This window comes from uncultured Odoribacter sp. (assembly GCF_937966165.1).
In the GTDB taxonomy this organism is placed as follows: domain Bacteria; phylum Bacteroidota; class Bacteroidia; order Bacteroidales; family Marinifilaceae; genus Culturomica.
Genome location: NZ_CALCLB010000017.1, coordinates 31888 through 53175 on the forward strand (window position 1 = coordinate 31888; position 21288 = coordinate 53175).

At 41.3% G+C, this 21288-nt stretch carries 16 protein-coding genes; 10 read left to right on the forward strand and 6 right to left on the reverse strand.

From position 1 onward, the window contains the following. Positions 1–283 precede the first annotated feature (283 nt). Positions 284–997 (forward strand): hypothetical protein, encoded by a 714-nt coding sequence (locus Q0465_RS08165; protein WP_298614920.1) that lies wholly within the window; start codon positions 284–286, stop codon positions 995–997. Positions 998–1019: 22 nt separating this feature from the next. On the opposite strand, the gene Q0465_RS08170 is transcribed toward Q0465_RS08165, so the two are convergent. Beyond that, positions 1020–2675 (reverse strand): DUF6377 domain-containing protein, encoded by a 1656-nt coding sequence (locus Q0465_RS08170; RefSeq protein ID WP_298614921.1) that lies wholly within the window; start codon positions 2673–2675, stop codon positions 1020–1022. Positions 2676–2944: 269 nt separating this feature from the next. On the opposite strand from Q0465_RS08170, the gene Q0465_RS08175 reads away from it, so the two are divergent. The 6 genes from Q0465_RS08175 to Q0465_RS08200 all read left to right on the forward strand — a co-directional run bounded on the left by Q0465_RS08175 (position 2945) and on the right by Q0465_RS08200 (position 8194). Further along, complete coding sequence (locus tag Q0465_RS08175; protein ID WP_298614923.1) at positions 2945–5215, forward strand: DUF748 domain-containing protein; 2271 nt, start codon at positions 2945–2947, stop codon at positions 5213–5215. A 56-nt stretch (positions 5216–5271) separates the two neighbouring features. Next, positions 5272–5478 (forward strand): hypothetical protein, encoded by a 207-nt coding sequence (locus Q0465_RS08180; protein WP_298614925.1) that lies wholly within the window; start codon positions 5272–5274, stop codon positions 5476–5478. Between the two features lie 357 nt (positions 5479–5835). After that, on the forward strand, positions 5836–6183 hold the full coding sequence (locus tag Q0465_RS08185) for a hypothetical protein (protein WP_298614927.1): 348 nt from the start codon (positions 5836–5838) through the stop codon (positions 6181–6183). A 654-nt stretch (positions 6184–6837) separates the two neighbouring features. Then, entirely contained in the window at positions 6838–7380 is a 543-nt protein-coding gene (locus tag Q0465_RS08190; protein WP_298614929.1) for a chromate transporter, read from the forward strand. Positions 7381–7403: 23 nt separating this feature from the next. Beyond that, positions 7404–7931, forward strand: coding sequence for a chromate transporter (locus Q0465_RS08195; protein ID WP_298614931.1), 528 nt, complete (start codon positions 7404–7406; stop codon positions 7929–7931). Between the two features lie 80 nt (positions 7932–8011). Continuing rightward, positions 8012–8194 carry a hypothetical protein gene (locus Q0465_RS08200; protein WP_298614933.1) on the forward strand — a complete coding sequence of 61 codons (183 nt, stop codon included), beginning with the start codon at positions 8012–8014 and terminating at the stop codon, positions 8192–8194. 238 nt (positions 8195–8432) lie between these two features. On the opposite strand, the gene Q0465_RS08205 is transcribed toward Q0465_RS08200, so the two are convergent. From Q0465_RS08205 to Q0465_RS08225, 5 genes are all read right to left on the reverse strand, one after another. Further along, positions 8433–9287 carry an endonuclease/exonuclease/phosphatase family protein gene (locus tag Q0465_RS08205; protein ID WP_298614935.1) on the reverse strand — a complete coding sequence of 285 codons (855 nt, stop codon included), beginning with the start codon at positions 9285–9287 and terminating at the stop codon, positions 8433–8435. Between the two features lie 380 nt (positions 9288–9667). After that, positions 9668–10666, reverse strand: a complete 999-nt coding sequence (locus tag Q0465_RS08210) for an MBL fold metallo-hydrolase (protein WP_298614938.1) — start codon at positions 10664–10666, stop codon at positions 9668–9670. A gap of 91 nt (positions 10667–10757) precedes the next feature. Beyond that, positions 10758–12152 (reverse strand): efflux transporter outer membrane subunit, encoded by a 1395-nt coding sequence (locus Q0465_RS08215; RefSeq protein WP_298614939.1) that lies wholly within the window; start codon positions 12150–12152, stop codon positions 10758–10760. A gap of 74 nt (positions 12153–12226) precedes the next feature. Continuing rightward, positions 12227–15406, reverse strand: a complete 3180-nt coding sequence (locus Q0465_RS08220) for an efflux RND transporter permease subunit (protein ID WP_298614942.1) — start codon at positions 15404–15406, stop codon at positions 12227–12229. Next, the gene (locus Q0465_RS08225; protein ID WP_298614944.1) at positions 15403–16584 is read right to left on the reverse strand and encodes an efflux RND transporter periplasmic adaptor subunit; all 1182 of its coding nucleotides are present in this window, start codon (positions 16582–16584) and stop codon (positions 15403–15405) included. Before Q0465_RS08225 ends, Q0465_RS08220 begins: the two co-directional genes overlap by 4 nt. Positions 16585–16961: 377 nt before the next feature. On the opposite strand from Q0465_RS08225, the gene Q0465_RS08230 reads away from it, so the two are divergent. The 3 genes from Q0465_RS08230 (at position 16962) to Q0465_RS08240 (ending at position 21287) form a co-directional block, all read left to right on the forward strand. After that, positions 16962–18611 (forward strand): ABC-F family ATP-binding cassette domain-containing protein, encoded by a 1650-nt coding sequence (locus Q0465_RS08230; protein WP_298614946.1) that lies wholly within the window; start codon positions 16962–16964, stop codon positions 18609–18611. A gap of 125 nt (positions 18612–18736) precedes the next feature. Beyond that, entirely contained in the window at positions 18737–20122 is a 1386-nt protein-coding gene (locus tag Q0465_RS08235) for an efflux transporter outer membrane subunit (RefSeq protein ID WP_298614947.1), read from the forward strand. 37 nt (positions 20123–20159) lie between these two features. Continuing rightward, positions 20160–21287, forward strand: coding sequence for an efflux RND transporter periplasmic adaptor subunit (locus tag Q0465_RS08240; protein ID WP_298614949.1), 1128 nt, complete (start codon positions 20160–20162; stop codon positions 21285–21287). Position 21288: the final 1 nt, after the last annotated feature.

A 21288-nucleotide genomic window follows, 5' to 3' on the forward strand; every position in this document is an offset into this window, starting at 1 on the left:
ATAAAAATCCAGCTTCAAATTCATACTAAAACTTCCGATATAAACAGGTTTGGAATCGCTTTTTATCCATTCCGGATAAAAACGGATAAATGAAAGTAAGATTTCTGATTCCTCACTTTATTCCGTCCACAGGTTTGTTCATTTATGAATGTTCAGACGGGTATCCATCAAGTGTAAACTCCTGTTTTCTATTTAAACATTTTTACGTTTTTACATTTTCACCTAAATTTCTGTTATTAAAATACTATCTTTGACCTAATATTACTTAAAGTCGTTTTGAAAAATGAAAAAAAGAAGAGAACTGACAACTTTGAAAATAGGCGACTATATATTACAACTATCGGTAGTCATTTTAGGTGTTATTGTAACATTCGGGGGAAGTACTCTTCTGAGTGAACGTGCAAAAGCGAAAGAAATTGCCAATACGATGGAACTGATTAAAATCGAGTTGGAAATGAACAAAGAAGATATTCAGGAAATCAGCCAATATCTGGCGGCGGAACAAAAAATGAGCCGCTATCTGCTTCATTTCGAAAACAATTTATCGGAGGCCTCAGAAGATACATTAAGAATGCAACTGAATTTTCCTTTCCGGATCAACAAATTTAAAGCCCGGACTGACGCACTAGAAATGTTTAAAATGTCCTCTTTAGCCCAACAAATACAGGATAAAAAATTGATACTTCAAATCATAAAAACCTATACCGAAATTAAAGCTGTCGAAGATGTTGTCAAATGGTATTACGATTTAAAAAGTAAATATCTAGAAGAACTTAAAAATGATAAAAATTATCTTAATAAAGAAAGGGAATTCATTAACACCTATACCTCAAAAAGCATCCGGCAACTCTGGGAACTACGATTATCCTGTTTTACCGTTTATAATGTTCTTCAATTTATTAACGGAGCCCGGGAATTTCAAGAAGGATTCCCCACAGCTGAAACTGCTATAGAAGAATCCATCCAAATAATAGAAAAATCATACGGAAGAAACTAACCCGGGCAGAAAGGGTTTTTCGTTAAAAGGTACCAATATGCATCACTTCCTGTTCAAAATCGTCCCGGACTCCCCGGGCTTTATTACGCATTTTTGTTCGGTAATTGTATATTGTTTTTAGAGAATAACGCAGGAATTGAGCGATTTTATTACTATCCGTTATACCTAACCGGATCAGGGCAAAAATCCGTAATTCGGTATTCAGCAATTCTCCCGGTTTTAACATAACCTCTTCTCCTTCTGCCAGTAAAGCATTGAATTCTTGAACAAAATCGGGGAATAGCCGCAAAAAAGCAGTGTCAAAATTAGCATAAAACTCCTCCAATTCTTCTTCAACAAACTGAGTAGATTTTAACTCCCGGAACAATTCTTCTGTCTGCCCGTTCATCGCCTTTTTATTCAAGGAACGGCGATAGGTATCCAATTTCCCGATATAGGTAGAACAAAGATCCAGAAAACGTCCGATATAAGCTTCTTTAATATAATTTACTTCGGCCAAATTTTGATTGGTAAGCTGTAAACGGGTATTGGAATCTGCCAAACGGGTATTCAATACCTGCAATTCCTCATTTAGCAATTTTAACTGTTCATTTGCTTTTCCCACTTCCCGTTTAGCTAACGCCAGCCTCTTCATCTGACGTCTCAGGTAAAAAGCCAAGAGAATTAAAAACAGTGCCAATATACTTATACACAACAAATATACCGACATTTGCCGTTGCTGTTTTTCCCTCTGTAAACGGTAAGCTTCATTGATAATCGGCAAGACCTGCGACACTTCTATCGTACGTAAACGGGCATTACAAAAAGCTGCATCCTCCATAGCCCGCCTCATATAAGTATACGCCCGTCGGATATCCCCCTCCTCATACAATAAAGTTGCTAACTCCCGAAGCGAAATATATTCTTTTACCCCACATTTTAAATCAGATAAAGCCGACACAATCAAATAATCTTTTTCTTTTTTCTTTTCTCCCATATGCCGGTACACATTAGCAACAGCATAAGCAGTATATCCCATTTCCCGGCTATCAGGATCTAAAGTGGCATAATAAGGTAATAATAATTCCAATGCTCTTTGATATTCCCCCTGCCGCATCCACTGATCGGCTTTTACCAGTACGTAGTCATCACTTCCTTTAGGAGATAGCATTAATAAGGAATCCTGATAAAGTGCCATCTTCCGTTCATATTCCCACTGCAATTCCTCTCCTATGGCATAATCCCGCATGGCTCCGTATAAGTTCTGGTACAAATGATAATAATCTCCCAAACTACCTTCCGATAAACTGCTCCGGTCTACTTCTGCCAATAAATCCATAGATTCCCTGTACATGCCGGTAATAATTCTTATTTCAGCCAACAACATACGGCTCTTATCAATATCTTCCCCCAATTGCTCTGCCAATCGTAACTGTTCCTGTGCAAAATACAAAGCAGAATCGGCAATATATGTTTTATACTGGTCAGCTAAGAGAGCATCTATTTTCATACGCTGTTCGTCTGTCTGCACCTGTTGCCGTTGCAATTTCCATTTTGCCAGCTGTTCTTCTTTCCGCTGTATGTATTTTTCCGGAGATTTCACAACCTTATCCAGTTCTTTCAACCCCTGCTCCGCATTTCCCGCTTTTCCGGATAACGATAAAGATACCATCAGACAGATCCAGATATATAATTTCATCCTTTTATAATTTTAGACTATTACAAAGATAACGACAACTCCTCTAATTCCGGGGACTCTTTTCGCTTTTTTCCTTTAAAGCATTTAAACTTATATAAAATAAATAAAACTATTCCCGGACCATTTCATACCGTCAGGTTTGCAAGCAGTAAACAATGACAAATTTTTGAAATTCCAGATAGTAATAAGCTTCCTTTTTCCGTACAGACTTTGTAAAAAACAGAAAGAAGTCTTAATTTTGTCTGGATGATGTGCAAAAATATCTAATTATGAAAATTTTAAAGCCTATTGGTATCACAGTAGCGACACTGGGTGTGCTCCTTATAATAGCAGCAATAATTGCTCCTCCTGTCGCTAAACATTATATTGTAAAACACAGCAAAGAAATGATCGGCCGTCAAATCAATATAGACGGATTATACGCCAATATTTTTACCGGTTATACCCGGATTACAGGATTTGAATTACTCGACACAAACGATCGCGACCGGTTTGTTTCTTTCGACAGTCTGGTTGTAAAACTCTCCCTCTTCCGTTTACTCGCAAACGAATTGAAAGTAAACCGTATACGGCTGGTCCATCCGGACATACAAGTATGGCAAAAAGGAAGCGACTTTAATTTCAGCGATCTGTTACAAAATTCTCCGGACACTGTAATTTCTGATTCCCCGCAAACGGATACGCTTGCTGAAACAGAACCCATGGCCATTGCTCTCAACAATATCGCCATCGTGGGCGGAAATCTCTCTTACCAGGATCTGCTTGTAGGCTCTCAATGGAATACCAACGATATACAATTGTATATCCCCGGAGTTTATTTTAGCGGAAAAAATACCGATATCGGCTTGAATCTGAATTTCAGCGAGGGAGGATCCCTGCATACCAATATGCAGTACAATTTAGAAGCAGGCAGTTATCTGCTCTCCCTCCAGCTAAACGATTTCGCCATTGATAATCTTTTGCCTTACCTGCAACAATCCTTAAACGTCGGACAAATAAAGGGATTGCTTTCCGCTGATTTACAATTACAGGGCAATACTGCCCATGCACTGGATATTACGGTAAAGGGGAGCACCGGACTAAAACAATTCCGGCTGACGGATCTGCATGAAAAAGATATTCTGTCCGCCGGGGAATTAGCCGTAAATATTGCAACCATTAATCCTGAAAAACAACAATTCCGATTTGAGGAGATCCGTATTCAGAATTTAAAATCCGCCTTCGATCTTTATCCGCAATCCAATACTTTCAGCCAGTTGTTGAAATCCGATACACTGCACAATACGGTTCCGGCAGAAGACGTTCCGCAAGCTGATACGGTCCAGGATGCTCCGGACTTCCTCATTCATCAATTTTCGGTAGACAATGCTTCTTTTACTTTTCAGGACCATACTCTACACGAACCTTTTCATTTTGCCCTCCAGGATATTTGTATAAATGCCTCAGATTTTACGTTTTCAGGAAATAATCAAGTGAGCATTAAAAGTTCTCTGGAAAACGGAGGTACAATTGCTCTTAACTGGAGCGGACATTTGGATGACATTTCGAATCAGGACCTCAATCTTTTTATCAAAAATCTGGATTTGAAACTTTTCAGTCCCTATAGCATACAGTATTTTGGCTATCCTTTACAAAACGGAGTCCTCGCTTTCAGCAGCATCAATAATATCCGTAATCATTATTTGGACGGACGCAATAAGCTGGACATTTACCGTTGTGAAGTAGACAAAAAACGCAGGGATATCCAGGCTGAAATCAATATTCCTTTACGCACGGCATTGTATATCATCAAAGATGTCAATGATAAAATCAAAATGGATCTCCCGGTAAAAGGCAACATAAATTCTCCGTCTTTTTCTTATAAGAAAATCATTCTCAAAACCCTGACAAATCTACTGATCAAAGTAGCAGTATCTCCTTTCAGTTTTATAGCCCATTCCCTGGGACTGAGTTCCCACGATTTAAAAGACATTCCTTTTGATATATACCGGGCAGATTTTACCCCGGAACAATTTTCTCTGATCAATCAATTGGCCACTATTATCAAAGCAAAACCGGAGATGATACTGGAATTGCAACAAAAGTATAATCCCGCACAGGCGGAACAAGCTTTAGCGATCTTTCAGGCACAAAAAGCCTATTACCTGACCACCCATCCGGAAATAAGCGACACCACTTTACAAGCTATCGATTACGTCCGTATCACAGAAATCAGTACCAAAGATCCGGCATTCCAGGCTTACATAACCGATCAAGTCCCGTCAGAAATACAAACAACAGACCTAAATACTCAAATCTTAGCTTTGATTCCAATGGAAGAATTGAGTAAGCAAACAGAAATCCTGGCTAAGCTGCGGGATCAAAAATTAAAAGAGTATTTATTGCTCCAGGGGCTTACCGAAAAAAACATACGGATAGAGTCCGTACAGACAGATTCATTAGTAAATTATAAAGGTAAAAACTGTTATACTTTCCAACTGACCCTGGAAGATGAACTTCCTTTACCTGAAACGGAAGAAATAGCACTGGAAACGAATTAAAGAACGGGGTATTTCTCCGGTAGTACCCCTTTCCAATTCTCCTTACCATAATATTTATGAAACGCCGTCCCTGCCTACTGTACAAAATTCCTCACTTTTATGTACTGAACGGGAAAGGAGAACGCCGGCTTATCTTTGTGACGGAAGATTTTCAAATTGTTCCGGCTAAATCCGGAGAAACAACCGAAGGTTTTGACCTTGCTCTTCTCTATTGTCCGGAATGTTCCTGGAGAAGATCTACTCAGCGTACTGTCCGCTATTGATATTATCCGGAAGTTTCTGCGGCTCCTACACTCTTTTCCTATTTCACCCAGAATAACGTTTTTTATAAGAGTGTTCCGGGAAGTTCCGATTCTTTTCCGATTTTTATCCTGCAACATTGTATTTGCATGAAACATTACCTCTTATTGAATGGTATAATAAAATTCTGATTATCTTACAAAAAGGGAGGGCAAATTATCAAAAAGCATTAAAAAAGTGCATTCCTTACACTTATTTAAATCTACTTCATCATTTATTAAGATGAATTAAAAACTCCATTATACTAATTTACTAATTATTAAAAAACATCCCTGCATCGGATTCGTTAAAATAGTAGAGTAATTATAAAATTGAAAACTATGAATAACGAAAACACAAATTCAAGAAACAGTGGTAGCCACACCCAAGGTGGAAGCCATGAACAACATGTTGAAGCAGGGCGTAAAGGCGGTGAAGCTTCTCATGGAGGCGGACGCAGTTCTCAAAGCAGCAATAGCGAAAACAGCAATTCCGGAAAACAAGGCGGAAGCCGCGAACAACATGCTGAAGCAGGACGTAAAGGCGGTGAAGCTTCTCACGGAGGCGGACGCAGTTCTCAGAGCAGCAACAGCGAAAACAGCAATTCCGGAAAACAAGGCGGAAGCCGCGAACAGCATGCTGAAGCAGGACGTAAAGGCGGTGAGTCTTCCCACAAAGGCGGATGTTAATACCCCTTTACCCAATAGGCTAGCCATCTATCCTATTGAAACAATTTAAATAAAAGAGTATACCAGAATGTTTACGACTATAACTATCTCTGGTATACTCTTTTTATTGCCCAATCCTTTCTATTTCCTTCCGTCCATCTGATCAAAACCCTATAAAAGTGATATAACCGTTTGCTATTCATCTTTACAAGAGACCTATCCGCCTTCCGCCAGAATTCAACCTCTCCCGTTTATTCTTTTCTTAACTATATTCCTATTCATTTTATATGAACAGAAATAAAAAAGGGATACTGACAACCAGGCAAATATATAATTTTGTATAGCACAATTAATCGTTTTCCGCTTCTTCCTCTTTTACGGCTTTATTTGATTATTACGTAACAACTGCAATAAAATGAGAAAAGTGTATTTTTACGAAACTTCTCCAACGGATTATTATACCTGTCATGCTGAAACCTGTAATCCGGCAAACAGACTGTATATCATACAGGGAGGAAATAGTATTTCCTATACTTTCTTCCCGTCTATCTCTTTCACATTTTACAGACAGGAAAAATTTGTACAAATTTGAATTAGTCCGGTGTTTCTGAAGGGTTTCCGGCATTTTTTATACCTTTGCCTTTCCAGCAGCGGATAATTTTTTCAGTAAATAACATGTATTGGACACTTTTTCTCACATTTGTCAAAATCGGGATGTTTACCATCGGGGGAGGCTATGCGATGATTCCCCTGATCGAACGGGAAGTCGTAAATCGGGGATGGCTGGATAAACAGGATTTTATGGATTTATTTGCGGTAACCCAGTCCCTGCCCGGTATTTTCGCCGTTAATATTTCAATTTTTGTAGGCTATAAGCTGAGAAAAGTAACGGGCAGTATTGTTTGTGCCCTCGGAACGATATTACCTTCTTTTTTTATTATCCTGGCTATCGCTTTATTTTTCAATCATTTTCAGGATAATGTATGGGTAATTAAAATTTTCAATGGGATTCGTCCGGCTGTAGTGGCCTTGATATTAGTCCCCTGTCTCTCCGCAGCACAAGCACTTAAATTAAAGCGGATGGAACTCATTTTCCCGTTAATCGGAGCCATTTTAATCTGGAAAGCCGGTGTTTCCCCTGTCTATATAATACTAGCCGGGATAATAGGCGGCCTGGTATATAGCTTCTGGATAAAAGATAAAGTAAAGAAAAGCTGATTATAAAAGAAAATCTATAAGTTATGATTTATTGGCAGTTGTGGTGGGTATATTTGAAAATCGGGATCTTCGGTTTCGGCGGAGGATATGCTATGCTGTCCCTGATTCAGTATGAGGTAGTAGACAAACACCACTGGCTTTCTTTGCAGGAATTTACCGATGTGGTAGCCATTTCTCAAATGACCCCCGGTCCGATTGGAATTAATAGTGCTACCTATATCGGCTATACCGTTACAGGGAATGTCTGGGGCTCCATCATTGCCACCATTGCTGTCTGCCTGCCTTCTTTCTTACTGGTATTATTAATTTCTTACTTTTTTGCCAAATTCAGAAATAATAAATACGTAGCAGCTGCTTTTACCGGATTGCGTCCGATGACTGTCGGATTAATCGCCGCCGCCGCTTTACTGCTCATGAACCATGAAAATTTTATTGATTATAAAAGTATACTGATTTTTCTGACAGCTTTCTTTCTCACCTGGAAATACAAACTTCATCCTATACTTATGATCTGTTTGTCCGGAATAGCCGGATTAATTCTCTATTGGTAATTTAGATTTCCTTTTATAATTTACCGCTTATTCGATAACCTTCTCTGCTCGATTACGTTCTTAAAAAAAACAGGAATAAGATGAGAAGAGAAGACGATTACTCAGAAAATATTCGGGAAGTGAACGACGAAACGCCGGAAAATTTTACCCGGATGGGAAACGGACACAAAGAAAAATTAGAACTCAAATATACAGACGGAGAACCGCCCGACGAAGACGAAACAGAGGAGGTCCATACAGAGGAGGAAGAGACAACAGAATAGAGAACATCCGGGAAATCCTCCTCCAAACAGCATTTTTCTTTCCCGGATGAATATTTGTTTCACAATGGATTTATCGCAAAGTTTTGATTCATAGAGGAGTTAAAGACGTTTGTTCCTTTCCTGCGTCCTATTCATTTGCTCCTCCACAAAATGATCTTTCGGATATTCTTTTTTGCCTATTAAAAAGGTCTGATTCTATTTGATAAGTTAGTTCTCCACCTTGACATTACGGACACTTTCACCTTAAAACAGTTATCTCTGAAAGAACCGGATTATGGTCGGACAAAAAAACGGTATCCGGAACATCCGTGATATTCCGGAATGTTTTTACTTGTATACCCGGTGAAATAAAAATATAATCAATCCACATTCTTTCCGGTAAAGCAAGTCTGCCGAAATCGTGGAATGTCCACTCGGGTCCATACACCAGAGCAGCTTCTAATTTGGCATTCTTTACTTTTCCCTCCTCCGTCAAAAGGGCAATAATAGCTGAATCCGGAGTTGTATTAAAATCTCCGGTCATAACAAACGGACGAGTTTCTGCTAAAGTTGCCAATTGATTTACCAATAAACGGGCACTTTCCTTCCGGGCCGTTTCTCCTTTATGATCCAGATGAGTATTTAAAGCCATGAATTCTATTCCACTTGCTTTATCTTTTAAAACAGCCCAAGTAGCAATACGCTTACAAACAGCATCCCATCCTTTTACTCCGATGACTTCAGGCGTTTCACTCAAACTAAAATTTCCACTTTTTATCAGTTCAAAACGATCCGTTTTAAAAAACAAAGGATTAAATTCTCCTTTTTCCCTGCCATCTTCCCGTCCAACTCCTAAAGCAGTATATTGCGGCAAATACGATTTTATATCTTCTAACTGATTATGCAATACTTCCTGCATCCCCACAATATCCGGAGCATAATAATTCAACATTTTACCCACCTCCTCTTTCCGGTATTGCCAATTATTCATACTGTCCCGGGGAGTATCATACCGGACATTAAAACTCATAATTTTTAAATCAGCTTTTTGCGGTTTCTGATTGCAAGCTCCTAACAGAAATAACAAACCTAAAATAAATAAAGTGTTTCTCATAATGCTTTGGTTTGAAGAAATAAAATTTCCTAAAAATTTATCAATTTATAGGAAGAATTCAAATGTAAAGACTTTTCGGGAAATGAGAAAGAAAAAACCGGTAATTTCCAGATGGTAGATTCAGGAAGCTTGTTTTAAGCTGTTAAAGCTATAACAAAATTGGCCACCTTTTTCCAAACAACAGAAAAAAAGAAAGGGAAATAAGCGGGCGAACGAACAGGTATTCAAAACCCCTTTTCCCAGTCAGGATTCTTCAGATAGAACAAAATGAAAAATTCCCATTCTGGAAATGAGCCTTATGGGCATCTCTATTTTAAGCCTCACCCACAAATACCTTAGTCATAGTAAAGAGAAGAGACAAGCAGGACAAATCTACCTGCTTATCTTTTTTTCTCCAGTTTGACAATTTCACCCAAAGCCGGGACTGCAACCGGAATATTCCGTTTCCGGGCTTCTTCGGCAAATACCTTTGGAGGATCGCTCAAAGGTTCATCGGAAAGGTCAAAAGTTCCATAATGCATAGGGATCGTCATCCGGGCCTGCATTTCAACAGAAGCAGTTAAAGAATCATAAGGAGAAATATGATTGGGTTGCATAAACCAGCGGGGCTTATAAGCTCCTATCCCCAATAAAGCATAATCCGGAGCACCAAAAAGTTCTGGTATTTCTGTAAAATGGTTGGAATAACCTGTATCCCCGCTATAATATAAAGAAATCCCATTTCCCTGTATCATAAAAGCCCCCCACAGACGCTGTCCGCCATCGTGTACTGACCGCTTACTCCAATGCTGGGCCGGCAAAAACGTAATCTTTAATCCTTCATCTTCTATTTGCTGATACCAACCCGCTTCTATTACTTTCAGACCGGGAAACCATCCTTTTAAAAGTTCTCCCATCCCTAACCCGCAAAAAACGTTCATTTGGGGATTATTCCTGTATAGACGGGTTATACTTTTTTTATCCAAATGATCAAAATGATCATGGCTCAGCAGAAGATAATCTATATTTTTAAAAATTGCAGGATCTACAGGCAATTTACTACGGCGCCTCACAAAAGGAATATCCCCAAAAACCGGGTCAAACATAAGGCGCTTTCCGGCAATCTGCATAAAAAAAGAATTATGCCCCAGCCATACCAAAGAATCTCCGGAAATATTTTCCAGGGAATACAAATACTTTAACTGAGGTTCCCACTTCTCCTGCCTCTTTTCTCTCCGCTGCGGATTGGGAGAAAAACGCCATTTTAAAACATTTCCGATCCCATGAGTAATATGATGTTGCCGGTTTACAAACCGTCCCTTCACAACAGGATTTCCTTTCCAATACGGTTTTACCGTAATCAATCCCTCGTTTCTCCGAAAAGAAATATGCTCTCCCATTCTTTTATTTCAATACATTTATACGCCATAATTCTGCTTACAAAAGTATACTTTCCTATTCTGAAGAGTTAGAGAATTATCATAAAAATATTTAATTATCTGCATACCGGGACGGATCTTTTTCGGGTAACCATCCCCCACCGAGAACTTTGTAAAGATTGACGACTGCAATCAACTCATCTCTTACAGCATTATTCAAACCGATTTGAGCATCAAAATATCCCCTTTGGGCATCCAATACATCAATATATCCTATTACACCGTTGATATACTGCAAATTTGCCAAGTCCAGGTAAGAACGGGCCGCTTCTTCCAAACTATCCCGGGATTCCCGTATAGCCTCAATTTTCCGGGAGGAAACCAGCGCATCATTCACTTCCTTAAAAGCCGTGAGGACAGCTTTTTCATAAGCATATCCTTCTCTTTCTGCTACAGCACGGGCAGCTTTCAGCTGAGCCCTGTTTTTTCCCATATTAAACAAGGGCGCCAGAATTTGTCCTCCCAGGAAAAAGAAAGGAGACTGAAAAAATCCCTCCCATTGAGTATTTTCCAAACCGTACTGAGCCGTCAAAGACACCTTGGGAAACATATTGGTATACTGCAACCCCGCTTTCGCATGAGCAGCCTTCAATTTATATTCTGCTTCCCGTATATCCGGCCGGCGTTCCAGCAAAGTAGAAGGTAAACCTGCAGGCAATGTACGGGGTAAATTTTGTTTCAGTATCCCTTCTCCCCGGGCAATCTGCCTCGGATACTGTCCTGTCAGCAAAGAAATATCATTCTCTTTCAGATGGATTTTCCTTTCCAAATCCGGCACTAAGGTAGCCGTCCGGGCTAATTCCACCTGGGCCTGACGAAGAGAAGTCTCAGAAGTCATCCCTCCCTCATACCGTAATTTTGCCAAATGAACCCCTTCTTTACGGGCTTCCAGCGTTTGCCTTACAATTTTCAGTTCCTCATCCAAAGCACTTAACTCAAAATAAGCCTGAGCCACCTGGGCAATTATAGTCATCTGTAAAGCCCGTTGACCTTCCACTGTCTGTAAATATTCGGCTATAGCCGCCTGATTTCCCCAACGCAATTTTCCCCAAAGATCGATCTCCCAAGACAATAAACCTTTCGCTTCGAACGTATTCTCCGGCGTACGGTCGTAATCCCTTTGGGCACCGGCTCTAACATCCACTTTCGGAAATAAATCAGCCTTGGCAATCCGCTTGGAAGCTTCAGTCTCTTTAATACGGGCAACAGCCATCTGCATATCTTTATTATACACCAAAGCTTTACGTATCAATCCCTGCAAAACAGTATCCGTATACAAATCCCACCATTTCAATTCGCTCACCGAAGCAGAATCGATTACTTGCCCTTTTTCAAAATCAGAGGGTAATTTCAATTCCGGCCGGACATATTCTTTCCCTAACCTGCAGGAAGAGAACAGTATTCCCACTAGCACACAACTGATTCCGATTTTATATAGTTGTTTCATATCTATCTCTTTTTTCATTAAGCAATCTCCCGTATTCCTTACGTTGTACAGACACAAACGAAGTTTTCCCGGATTTATCTCGTTTTATCTTTTACATCCTTCATCCACCCTTTAATGCGGGCTTCGCATTTTTCCCTTAAATGCAAGGTCTGCAATTTATTTTTCATTTTACTCTTCGCCCGGTTAATCATTACGAAGAAAAAGGGTACCATCACAATTCCGACTGTAATAGCTGCGAGCATTCCAAAGAATACTCCCGTACCGATAGAGTGCCGGCTGGCCGATCCCGGGCCAGAAGCCATCACCAGGGGCAGCATACCCAAGACAAAAGCCAGAGAAGTCATCAAAATCGGACGGAAACGCAAGCTCGCTGCCGTTACAGCAGCCTTTAATGCATCCACCCCTCTTTGCATTTCTACCTGTGCAAACTCGACGATTAAAATCGCATTTTTAGCAGCCAACCCTACTAAAGTTACCAAACCGATCTGAAAATATACATCATTCTCTAAACCAAAGACCCATATGCCCAGATAAGCGCCTATCGCAGCTACGGGCAAAGACAACAGGACAGCTATGGGTACCAGCCAACTTTCATATAAAGCGGCCAAAAAGAGGAAAACGAATACAAATACCAGTAGCATGATAATACCCATCTGACCTTCCGCCTTTTTCTCCTGATAGGAAAGACCGCTCCATTCCACCCCGATATTATCTGACAAATGTTCCTGGGCGATATTTTCCACCACCCTCATCGCCTCTCCGGAGCTATAACCCGGAGCAGCTGCCCCCCGGATAACAGCAGTGGTAAACATATTAAACCGACGTATATTCCCGGGTCCTGTCGTATAAGTTGCATCCCCTAAAGCGGTCAGAGGCACCATTTCTCCGGACGAAGCCCGCACAAAAAACAGATTGATATCGTCTTTATGCATACGGTAAGGTGCTTCCGCCTGAATATAGACCCGGTATACCCGGTTAAACATATTAAAATCATTTACATAGACTGACCCGGTATAAGCCTTCATGGTAGAAAAAATATCAGCCATCGGTATACCTAAAAACTTAGCCTTATCCCTGTCCACATCAAAATACAGCTGCGGGATCTCCGGTTGCAAAGAGGACGAAAGGCCGGTCAACGCTTTTTCCTGTGCCGCATATTTCATTAAAGTATCCACAGCACTCACCAAATTTTCAAAAGAGGCACCGTTACGGGCTTCTATCTGTAATTCAAAACCGCCAGAAGTCCCTAATCCAGGAATGACAGGAGGTTTTGATAAATATACTTTCGCTTCCGGATAATGGTAAAATTCTTTCCGCACATCAGCCATCACATCCTCCACTGACATTTTATTTCCTTTTCTTTTTTCCCAGGATTTGAGAATAACAGTCAGTTCCGTACGGGCCTGATTCGTTCCTACCCGCGGGCTGCTACCGGTAACATTTTGTACATAAGCAACTGCCGGATGATTTTTTACATAGTCCACTGCCCGGTTTGTCACCTCCCGCGTCCTCTCCAAAGTAGCTCCTTCCGGTAACTCCAATTCTACTTTAAAATATCCCTGGTCTTCTTCCGGAATAAAACTCCCCGGTACAATCCGGTTCAGTACAAAAATAGCAATTAAGACCATTCCAAAACCAGCCAGTATCCGTCGGGAATTCCGGCTTGCCTTTTCCACTAAACCCGTGTATTTATGGTTTCCTGTAGCCAGCCACTGATTGATTTTCCGGAAGACCTTATTTTTTTTCCCGGAAGACGGACGCAACAGGAGAGCGCACATTGCCGGACTTAAAGTCAAAGCGACTACTAAAGAAATTAAGACAGATACGACTATTGTTACTGCAAACTGACGATAGAGCATCCCTGTAATTCCTCCCAGGAAACTTACCGGTACAAAAACCGCTGCCAATACCAAAGAAGTAGCAACCAAAGCTCCTGTCAGTCCGTGCATCGCTTTTTTGGTAGCTTCGTAAGGGCTTAAGCCCTCTTTTTCCATATAACTCTCTACAGCTTCTACGACGACGATTGCATCATCGACAACAATACCTATCGCCAGCACTAATCCTAAAAGCGTAAGCATGTTCAAAGAAAAGCCCAGGATCATCATTACCCCGAAAGTCCCTACCAATGAAATCGGTACAGCTACTAAGGGCACAAGCGAAGCTCTCCAGTTTTGCAAGGACAGGAAAACCACTAAAATAACCAGTATTAAAGCTTCAAATAAAGTCTTATATACTTCATGTATTGATTCCGAAATATAAGTGGTAATATCAAAAGGTACGTCATAACTCAATCCTTCAGGGAAATCCCGACTGATTTCTTTCATCGCGGTTTTCACATCTTCGGCTACCTGCATAGCATTGGCTCCCGGTAACATATAGATTCCAAGTACTGCAGCATTCTCTCCATTAATACCACTTTCCGTAGCATAAGAAGAAGCTTCCAGGGAAACTCTGGCCACATCCCGAAGACGAATCAGCGATCCGTCGGAATTAGCCCGGACAACAATCTCTTCGAATTCCTGAACAGTAGACAAACGTCCTTGGGTCGTAATCGGAATAGTAATATCAGCTCCCTCCATCGGTTGCATTCCCAACACCCCGGCTGCAGATTCCCGGTTCTGATCCTTCAAAGCATTCTGTAAATCCTGTACCGTAAGTCCGAAATTGGCCAGACGATCGGGCATTACCCAAATACACATTCCATAATAACGGCTTCCGATATTCGATACCCGCCCGACTCCCGGAATTCGTCTCAAAATATCCAAAACATTGATCGTAGCGAAATTACTGAGGTAAATCTCATCGAAACGGGAATCGGAAGAACGTAAACAAATCGTCATCAGCTGACTCGCTGATTGTTTTTCAACTTTTATTCCATTCTGTACGACTTCCGCCGGCAGACGCGATTCCGCCAGTTTAACCCGGTTTTGCACTTCTACCGCAGATAATTCCGGATTAGCGGAAATATCAAAGGTAATATCAATCGTCAACCCGCCGGAGTTACTGCTACTCGACTCCATATACAGCATGCCAGGCGTTCCGTTTAACTCCTGTTCTATCGGAGTAGCTACTGCCTGGGAAACCGTGACAGCACTGGCTCCCGGATAGGAAGCAGAAACCTTTACGATAGGAGGGGTAATCTGCGGATATTGATCCACAGGCAATAGAAACAATCCGATAAAACCTACAATCACAATCAGAATAGACAATACAGCCGAAAAGATCGGCCGGTCAATAAAAAATGTCGGTTTCATGCTTCACCCCCTTTTCTTTTCCTCACCATACCGGCAATAGAATCTTTTCCGGTTTCATTTGTCTTTTCCGGTTCCTGAACAACAAGCACTCCCGGAGTTATTTTATGATATCCTTCTGTAATAACCATTTCTCCCATTCCTAAACCTCGTTCCACAACCACCTGATTACCAACTTCCGGTCCAATTTCGATAAAACGTTTTTCAGCTGTACTATCTCTGCGGACTACATATACATAAGCCCCTCCTTTTTCAATAACGACTGATTTTGCCGGTACGACAACTGCATTTTCCCGGACGTCCAATAGCAATTTCACTTTTGTGAACTGTCCGGGCAATAATTTCCGTTCCGGATTCGCCAATTCAGCCCTTACGCTGAAAGTACCTGTCTTCGGATCTACCTGAGGCTCGGCAAAATCCACCAGCCCGCGGATAGGATATATAGAATTATCCGCTAAGGTCACTGTAATATTGGGCTGCCAGGAACGGCTGGTATCTTTTTCCCCCAATTTGACATTCCGTTGCAGACTCCGCAGGTAGTCCTGAGCGGTAAGACTGAAATCGACCAGAACCACATCACTTTCCACTACAGTTGCCAACAGGGATTTTGAACCCGGTCCCACCAACGTCCCTATATCCACATACCGTTCGCTTATATAACCCGAAATCGGTGATTTCACGGTAGTATAGCTCAATTCAAGATTAGCCTGCGCCAGATCTGCCCGGCTCATGGCAACACTTGCCCTCGCACTTTCATAAGCAGCTATAGCATTATCCAAATCCAACTGACTTGCCGCTTTCTGTACATACAGCGGACGTAAACGCTCCACATCCCGCTCAGCCTTGGCTTCCTGCGCCAAATCCTTTTTCAGCTGAGCATCCGCTTTATCAGCCCTTGCTTTATACTGAGCCTGGTTGATTACAAACAAGGGTTGATTTTTCTCCACCCGCTTCCCTTCTTCAAAAAGCATACGTTCCAAATACCCTTCAACCCTGGCCCGAACCTCTACAAATTGCCGTGCCCGGATTCGTCCGACATACTCCCCGTATATCTCTACATTCTCCGTTCCGGCTCTTTCCATTTTCACAATAACCTTCTCCGGTTCTTTCTCTTTTTTACATCCGCCTATGAATGTAGCCAACAAAACTACACCCCAAATTACATTATTTCTCTTTATCATCCTGTTTTATTATTATCCTGCTGGATTTAGTATTGAAAATAATATGCCACATATTGCTGAATCATGTAAATTACTAACAACCAATATATTATATAAACATTTCTCCGGATTAATTCCATTAAATTGTAGAAAAATTCCACGAAAGTGTAGAAAATTCCACTCTTTGGAAAAGAAACGGCGATTTTACAGGCCTTTTGCAGAGAGAAGTCTGTTTCGCTCCTTTCTGAACCCCGGCAATCCTTCCCCGGGATATACAACTATTTTATACCGTCCTGCATTTTTCAGTTTTTATCCCTATCTTTGCCCCTCCAAAAAATAAATTACAAGGATTCACTCAGCATGTCCCAGACATTTTAAACTTTCGGATAATATTAAATATGATTTCAGTTGACGGATTAACGGTTGATTTTGGTGACCGTATACTTTTTAAAGACATATCCTTTCAAATCAATGAGAAAGACAGGATTGCCCTGATGGGGAAAAACGGGGCCGGAAAATCTACCTTACTTAAAATTTTAGCAGGTGCAAGAAAGCCTACCCGGGGAAGTGTCACTATCCCCAAGGATATAGTAGTTGCCTATCTTCCGCAACACCTGATGACGGAAGACGGAAGGACCGTATTTGAAGAAGCGTCCCAAGCTTTTGCCCATCTGTTCGAAATGGAGAAAAGAATCGAAAGTTTAAACTGTCAGCTTACCGAACGGACAGACTATGACTCTCCCGAATATTATAAGTTGATTGAAGAAGTAGCTGCTTTGAGTGAAAAATTCTATAGCATAGACCTCACTCATTTTGAAGCCGACGTAGAAAAAACATTAAAGGGATTAGGGTTCCAGCGTTCAGATTTTAACCGGCCGACCAGTGATTTCAGCGGAGGCTGGCGCATGCGGATTGAACTTGCCAAAATATTATTGAAAAATCCGGATGTATTACTATTAGACGAGCCGACCAATCACCTGGACATTGATTCTATCCAATGGTTAGAAGAATTCCTGATCACAAATGGTAAAGCGGTTATCCTTATTTCCCACGACCGTACCTTTGTCGACAACATCACTACCCGTACCATAGAAGTTACAATGGGACGGATTTACGACTATAAAGTGAATTATTCTCAATATTTAATATTACGTCAAGAAAGACGTATCCAACAACAAAAAGCTTACGACGAACAGCAAAAGATGATTGCTGAAACAAAAGAATTTATAGAAAGATTCAAAGGGACTTATTCTAAAACTCTTCAGGTTCAATCCCGGGTAAGAATGCTCGATAAATTGGAACTGGTAGAAGTAGATGAAGAAGATACTTCTGCTCTGAGATTAAAGTTTCCCCCCTCTCCCCGGTCCGGAAGCTATCCGGTAATCGTTCAGGAACTCTCCAAACATTACGGATCCTACGAAGTATTCAACAATGCGACCTTTACTATCGAAAGAGGAGAAAAAGTTGCTTTTGTGGGCCGTAACGGAGAAGGAAAATCTACTCTCGTCAAATGTATTATGGGAGAAATTGCAGATTATACGGGTACGCTTACTTTAGGACACAATGTCCGTATCGGTTATTTTGCACAGAATCAAGCCTCTCTTCTGGACGAAGAACTCACCGTATTCCAAACTATCGACGATGTTACTCCGCTGGAACTGAAAAGCAACACAAAAAATTTATTAGGAGCTTTTATGTTCAGTGGAGACGATATCGACAAAAAAGTAAAAGTTTTGTCAGGAGGGGAACGTACCCGTTTAGCCATGATAAAACTCCTGTTACAGCCGGTAAACCTTCTGATTTTAGATGAACCTACCAATCATTTGGACTTAAAAACCAAAGATATACTTAAAAATGCTCTTCTGGATTTTGACGGGACTTTGATCGTAGCATCCCACGACCGCGATTTCCTGAACGGATTGGTAAAAAAAGTATATGAATTCGGAAATAAAAAAGTAACAGAGCACCTGGAAGACATAAATGGTTTTCTCCGGAAAAAGAAAATGGAAAATTTAAAAGAAATCGAAAGTAAAAAAGAGAAAAACTAAAAACGAGAGCAGGGGAGGTATAAAAAAATGATATTAAAGTTAAACTTACCCTTCCTTTTTCTTTCTTTTTAAACTTTCTTTCACTTTTCCCGTATAGTTGTCTGTATAAATTTAATATTTAGCACATGACAACCGTCTTTGTATTACGTCTCTGCAGGTTCTGTTTTATCTGTCTATTCTGTTGTTATGTCTCGGAAATCGCAGCTCAGACAGATACAACAGCCCGATTGGTTAATTTACAGCAACAATTGCCCAGTAACGATACATGGTGGCAAATGTTCGGTGACAGTACTTTGGATTCACTGATCCCCAAAGCCATAAACAACAATTACAATCTGCTCAATGCCATCAAAAACATCGAACTGGCAAAAGCCCGGATGCGTATCCAACAAAGTGCCTGGTATCCGGAGCTCAGCTTTTCAACTTCCTATACTCCTGAAAAAAACAGCTTGGGTATAGAACATATAAACGAACGCAATTATATTGGTCAGGCAGCTTTGAATATGAGTTGGGAAATCGATGTCTTCGGAAGTATCCGTAAAAATGTCAAATCCCAAAGAGAATATTATTATGCTTCACAGGAAGACTACCGGGGTGTAATGGTTTCCCTGATCGCCCAGTTAGCCTCTACCTATATCAACTTACGCACTTATCAGACCCAACTGGAAGTTGCCCGCCAGAATCTGGCTTCTCAAAAACAAATTGTAGAGTTGACCACGACCCGTTTCCATACAGGCCTGGCCTCCCGCTTAGATGTTTCACAGGCTCAAAGTTTATACCTTCAGACTCAAGCAGCTATCCCGGAGCTCGAAGCTGCCATTTACAGTCAAGTAAACAGTCTTTGTGTATTAACCGGAGAATATTCCGGCAGTTTGAAGCGGCAATTATTACGGATCCGTCCCTTACCCTCCAATTTAAATATAAGGGTAAGCGGCATACCTGCAGAACTTATCCGCCGCCGTCCTGACATCCGCTCAGCAGAAAGGACAATGGATGCCTTAGCTGCTGCTGTCGGAGCTTCCCGTTCCGACTGGTATCCCAAATTCTATCTTACAGGAGCTTTTGGCTTCGGTTCCGACAAGTTTGAGCATTTTTTCCGGAAAGAGAATATGGACTGGCAAATCAGCCCGGCGATCAAATGGACATTTTTCAGCGGAAGGCGGCTTGCTGAGACAACTCGCACCGCTCAAATACAACTGGAAGAAGGTATAAACGACTATAACAATACCGTACTTTCGGCCTTGCAGGAAATAGACGACGCCCTCATGTCCTACAATAAATCCCAGCAACAACTTCAGGCAGACCGGGAAGCTTATCTGCAAGCAAAAGAGACATTATCACTTGCTGTAGAACTCTATCGGCAAGGACTTTCTGATTACCAAAATGTACTGAATTCTCAAAAAGATGTTTTCAATTACCAAAATGCACTCGTCTCGGCAGAAAGCAATACTTTGCTCTACCTCATACAATTATACAGAGCGCTGGGAGGTGGTTGGGGAGAAAACCAATAAAAAAGAACAGGAAAAAGAATATAAAAAAAGAACTTACATGAAAAAAGGAATATTTTTATTTCTGCTGCTGTCCATCCTGACAGGGGGATGCCGGAAAGGACAGGAAAAAAAAGAACAAGCCCAGGCAACAGCTGTTGTCCCTGAAATCCTGGTAAATACACCGGAAGAACAAGACGTTACCTATACCTACGAATATCCGGCTTATCTGGAAGCAGAACAAACCGTAAATTTAGTGGCCCGGGTATCCGGTTTCCTGGAAAAAATTCTTTATACCCCCGGGCAACTGGTAAAAACCGGACAATTATTATTCGTCATTGAACCCAAACCTTATATTGATCAGGTAAAAGCTGCGGAATCTCAGGTAAAAAGTGCAGAAGCTCAGTTAGCCTATGCAAAAGCTTCCTACGAAAGGATGAAAGAAGCTGTACAAACCAAAGCGATAAGTGAGATCGATTACCTGCAAGCCCAGTCGACCTATAATTCAGCACAGGCCAGCTTGGATAATGCCAGGTCGCAACTGAATACAGCCCGTATTAATCTGAATTATTGCTATATCAAAGCCCCTTTTGACGGACGCGTCAGCCGGAATTTAGTCGACCAGGCCAATTATGTAGCCGGTTCTGTAGAACCGACAACCCTGGCCACAATGTATAAGGACAAACGCATGTATGCCTATTTTAATATGGCTTATGCTGAATACGAGAATCTGCCTCCGGTAAATGCGAATTTACCCCCTAACGACCCGCTTCGTTTCCTGACCGTTACGGATGCTGCCGATCCTCACCGGCAATGGAAAGGGGAACTCGACTATACTTCCCCCAATGTCGATTTACAGACAGGAACAGTCAATGTCAGGGCAATTATTGAAAATCCCCATGAAGAATTACTCAGTGGCATGTACGTCAATATCTCAGTACCTTACCGGAATGTTAAAGACGCTCTTCTCATTCCGGAAACTTCTATCGGAACCAATCAGACAGGACGCTTTGTTTATATTGTAGACCGGGACAACCGTATCGAATTAAAGCCGGTAACAGTAGGTGTACTGGAATCTGACGGAATGCGACAGATTATCAGTGGCATACGCCGAGACGACCGCTATGTCGTAGAAGCACTTATGAGCGTTCGCCCCGGCATGTCTGTCAAACCTGTTACCCGGAAATAAT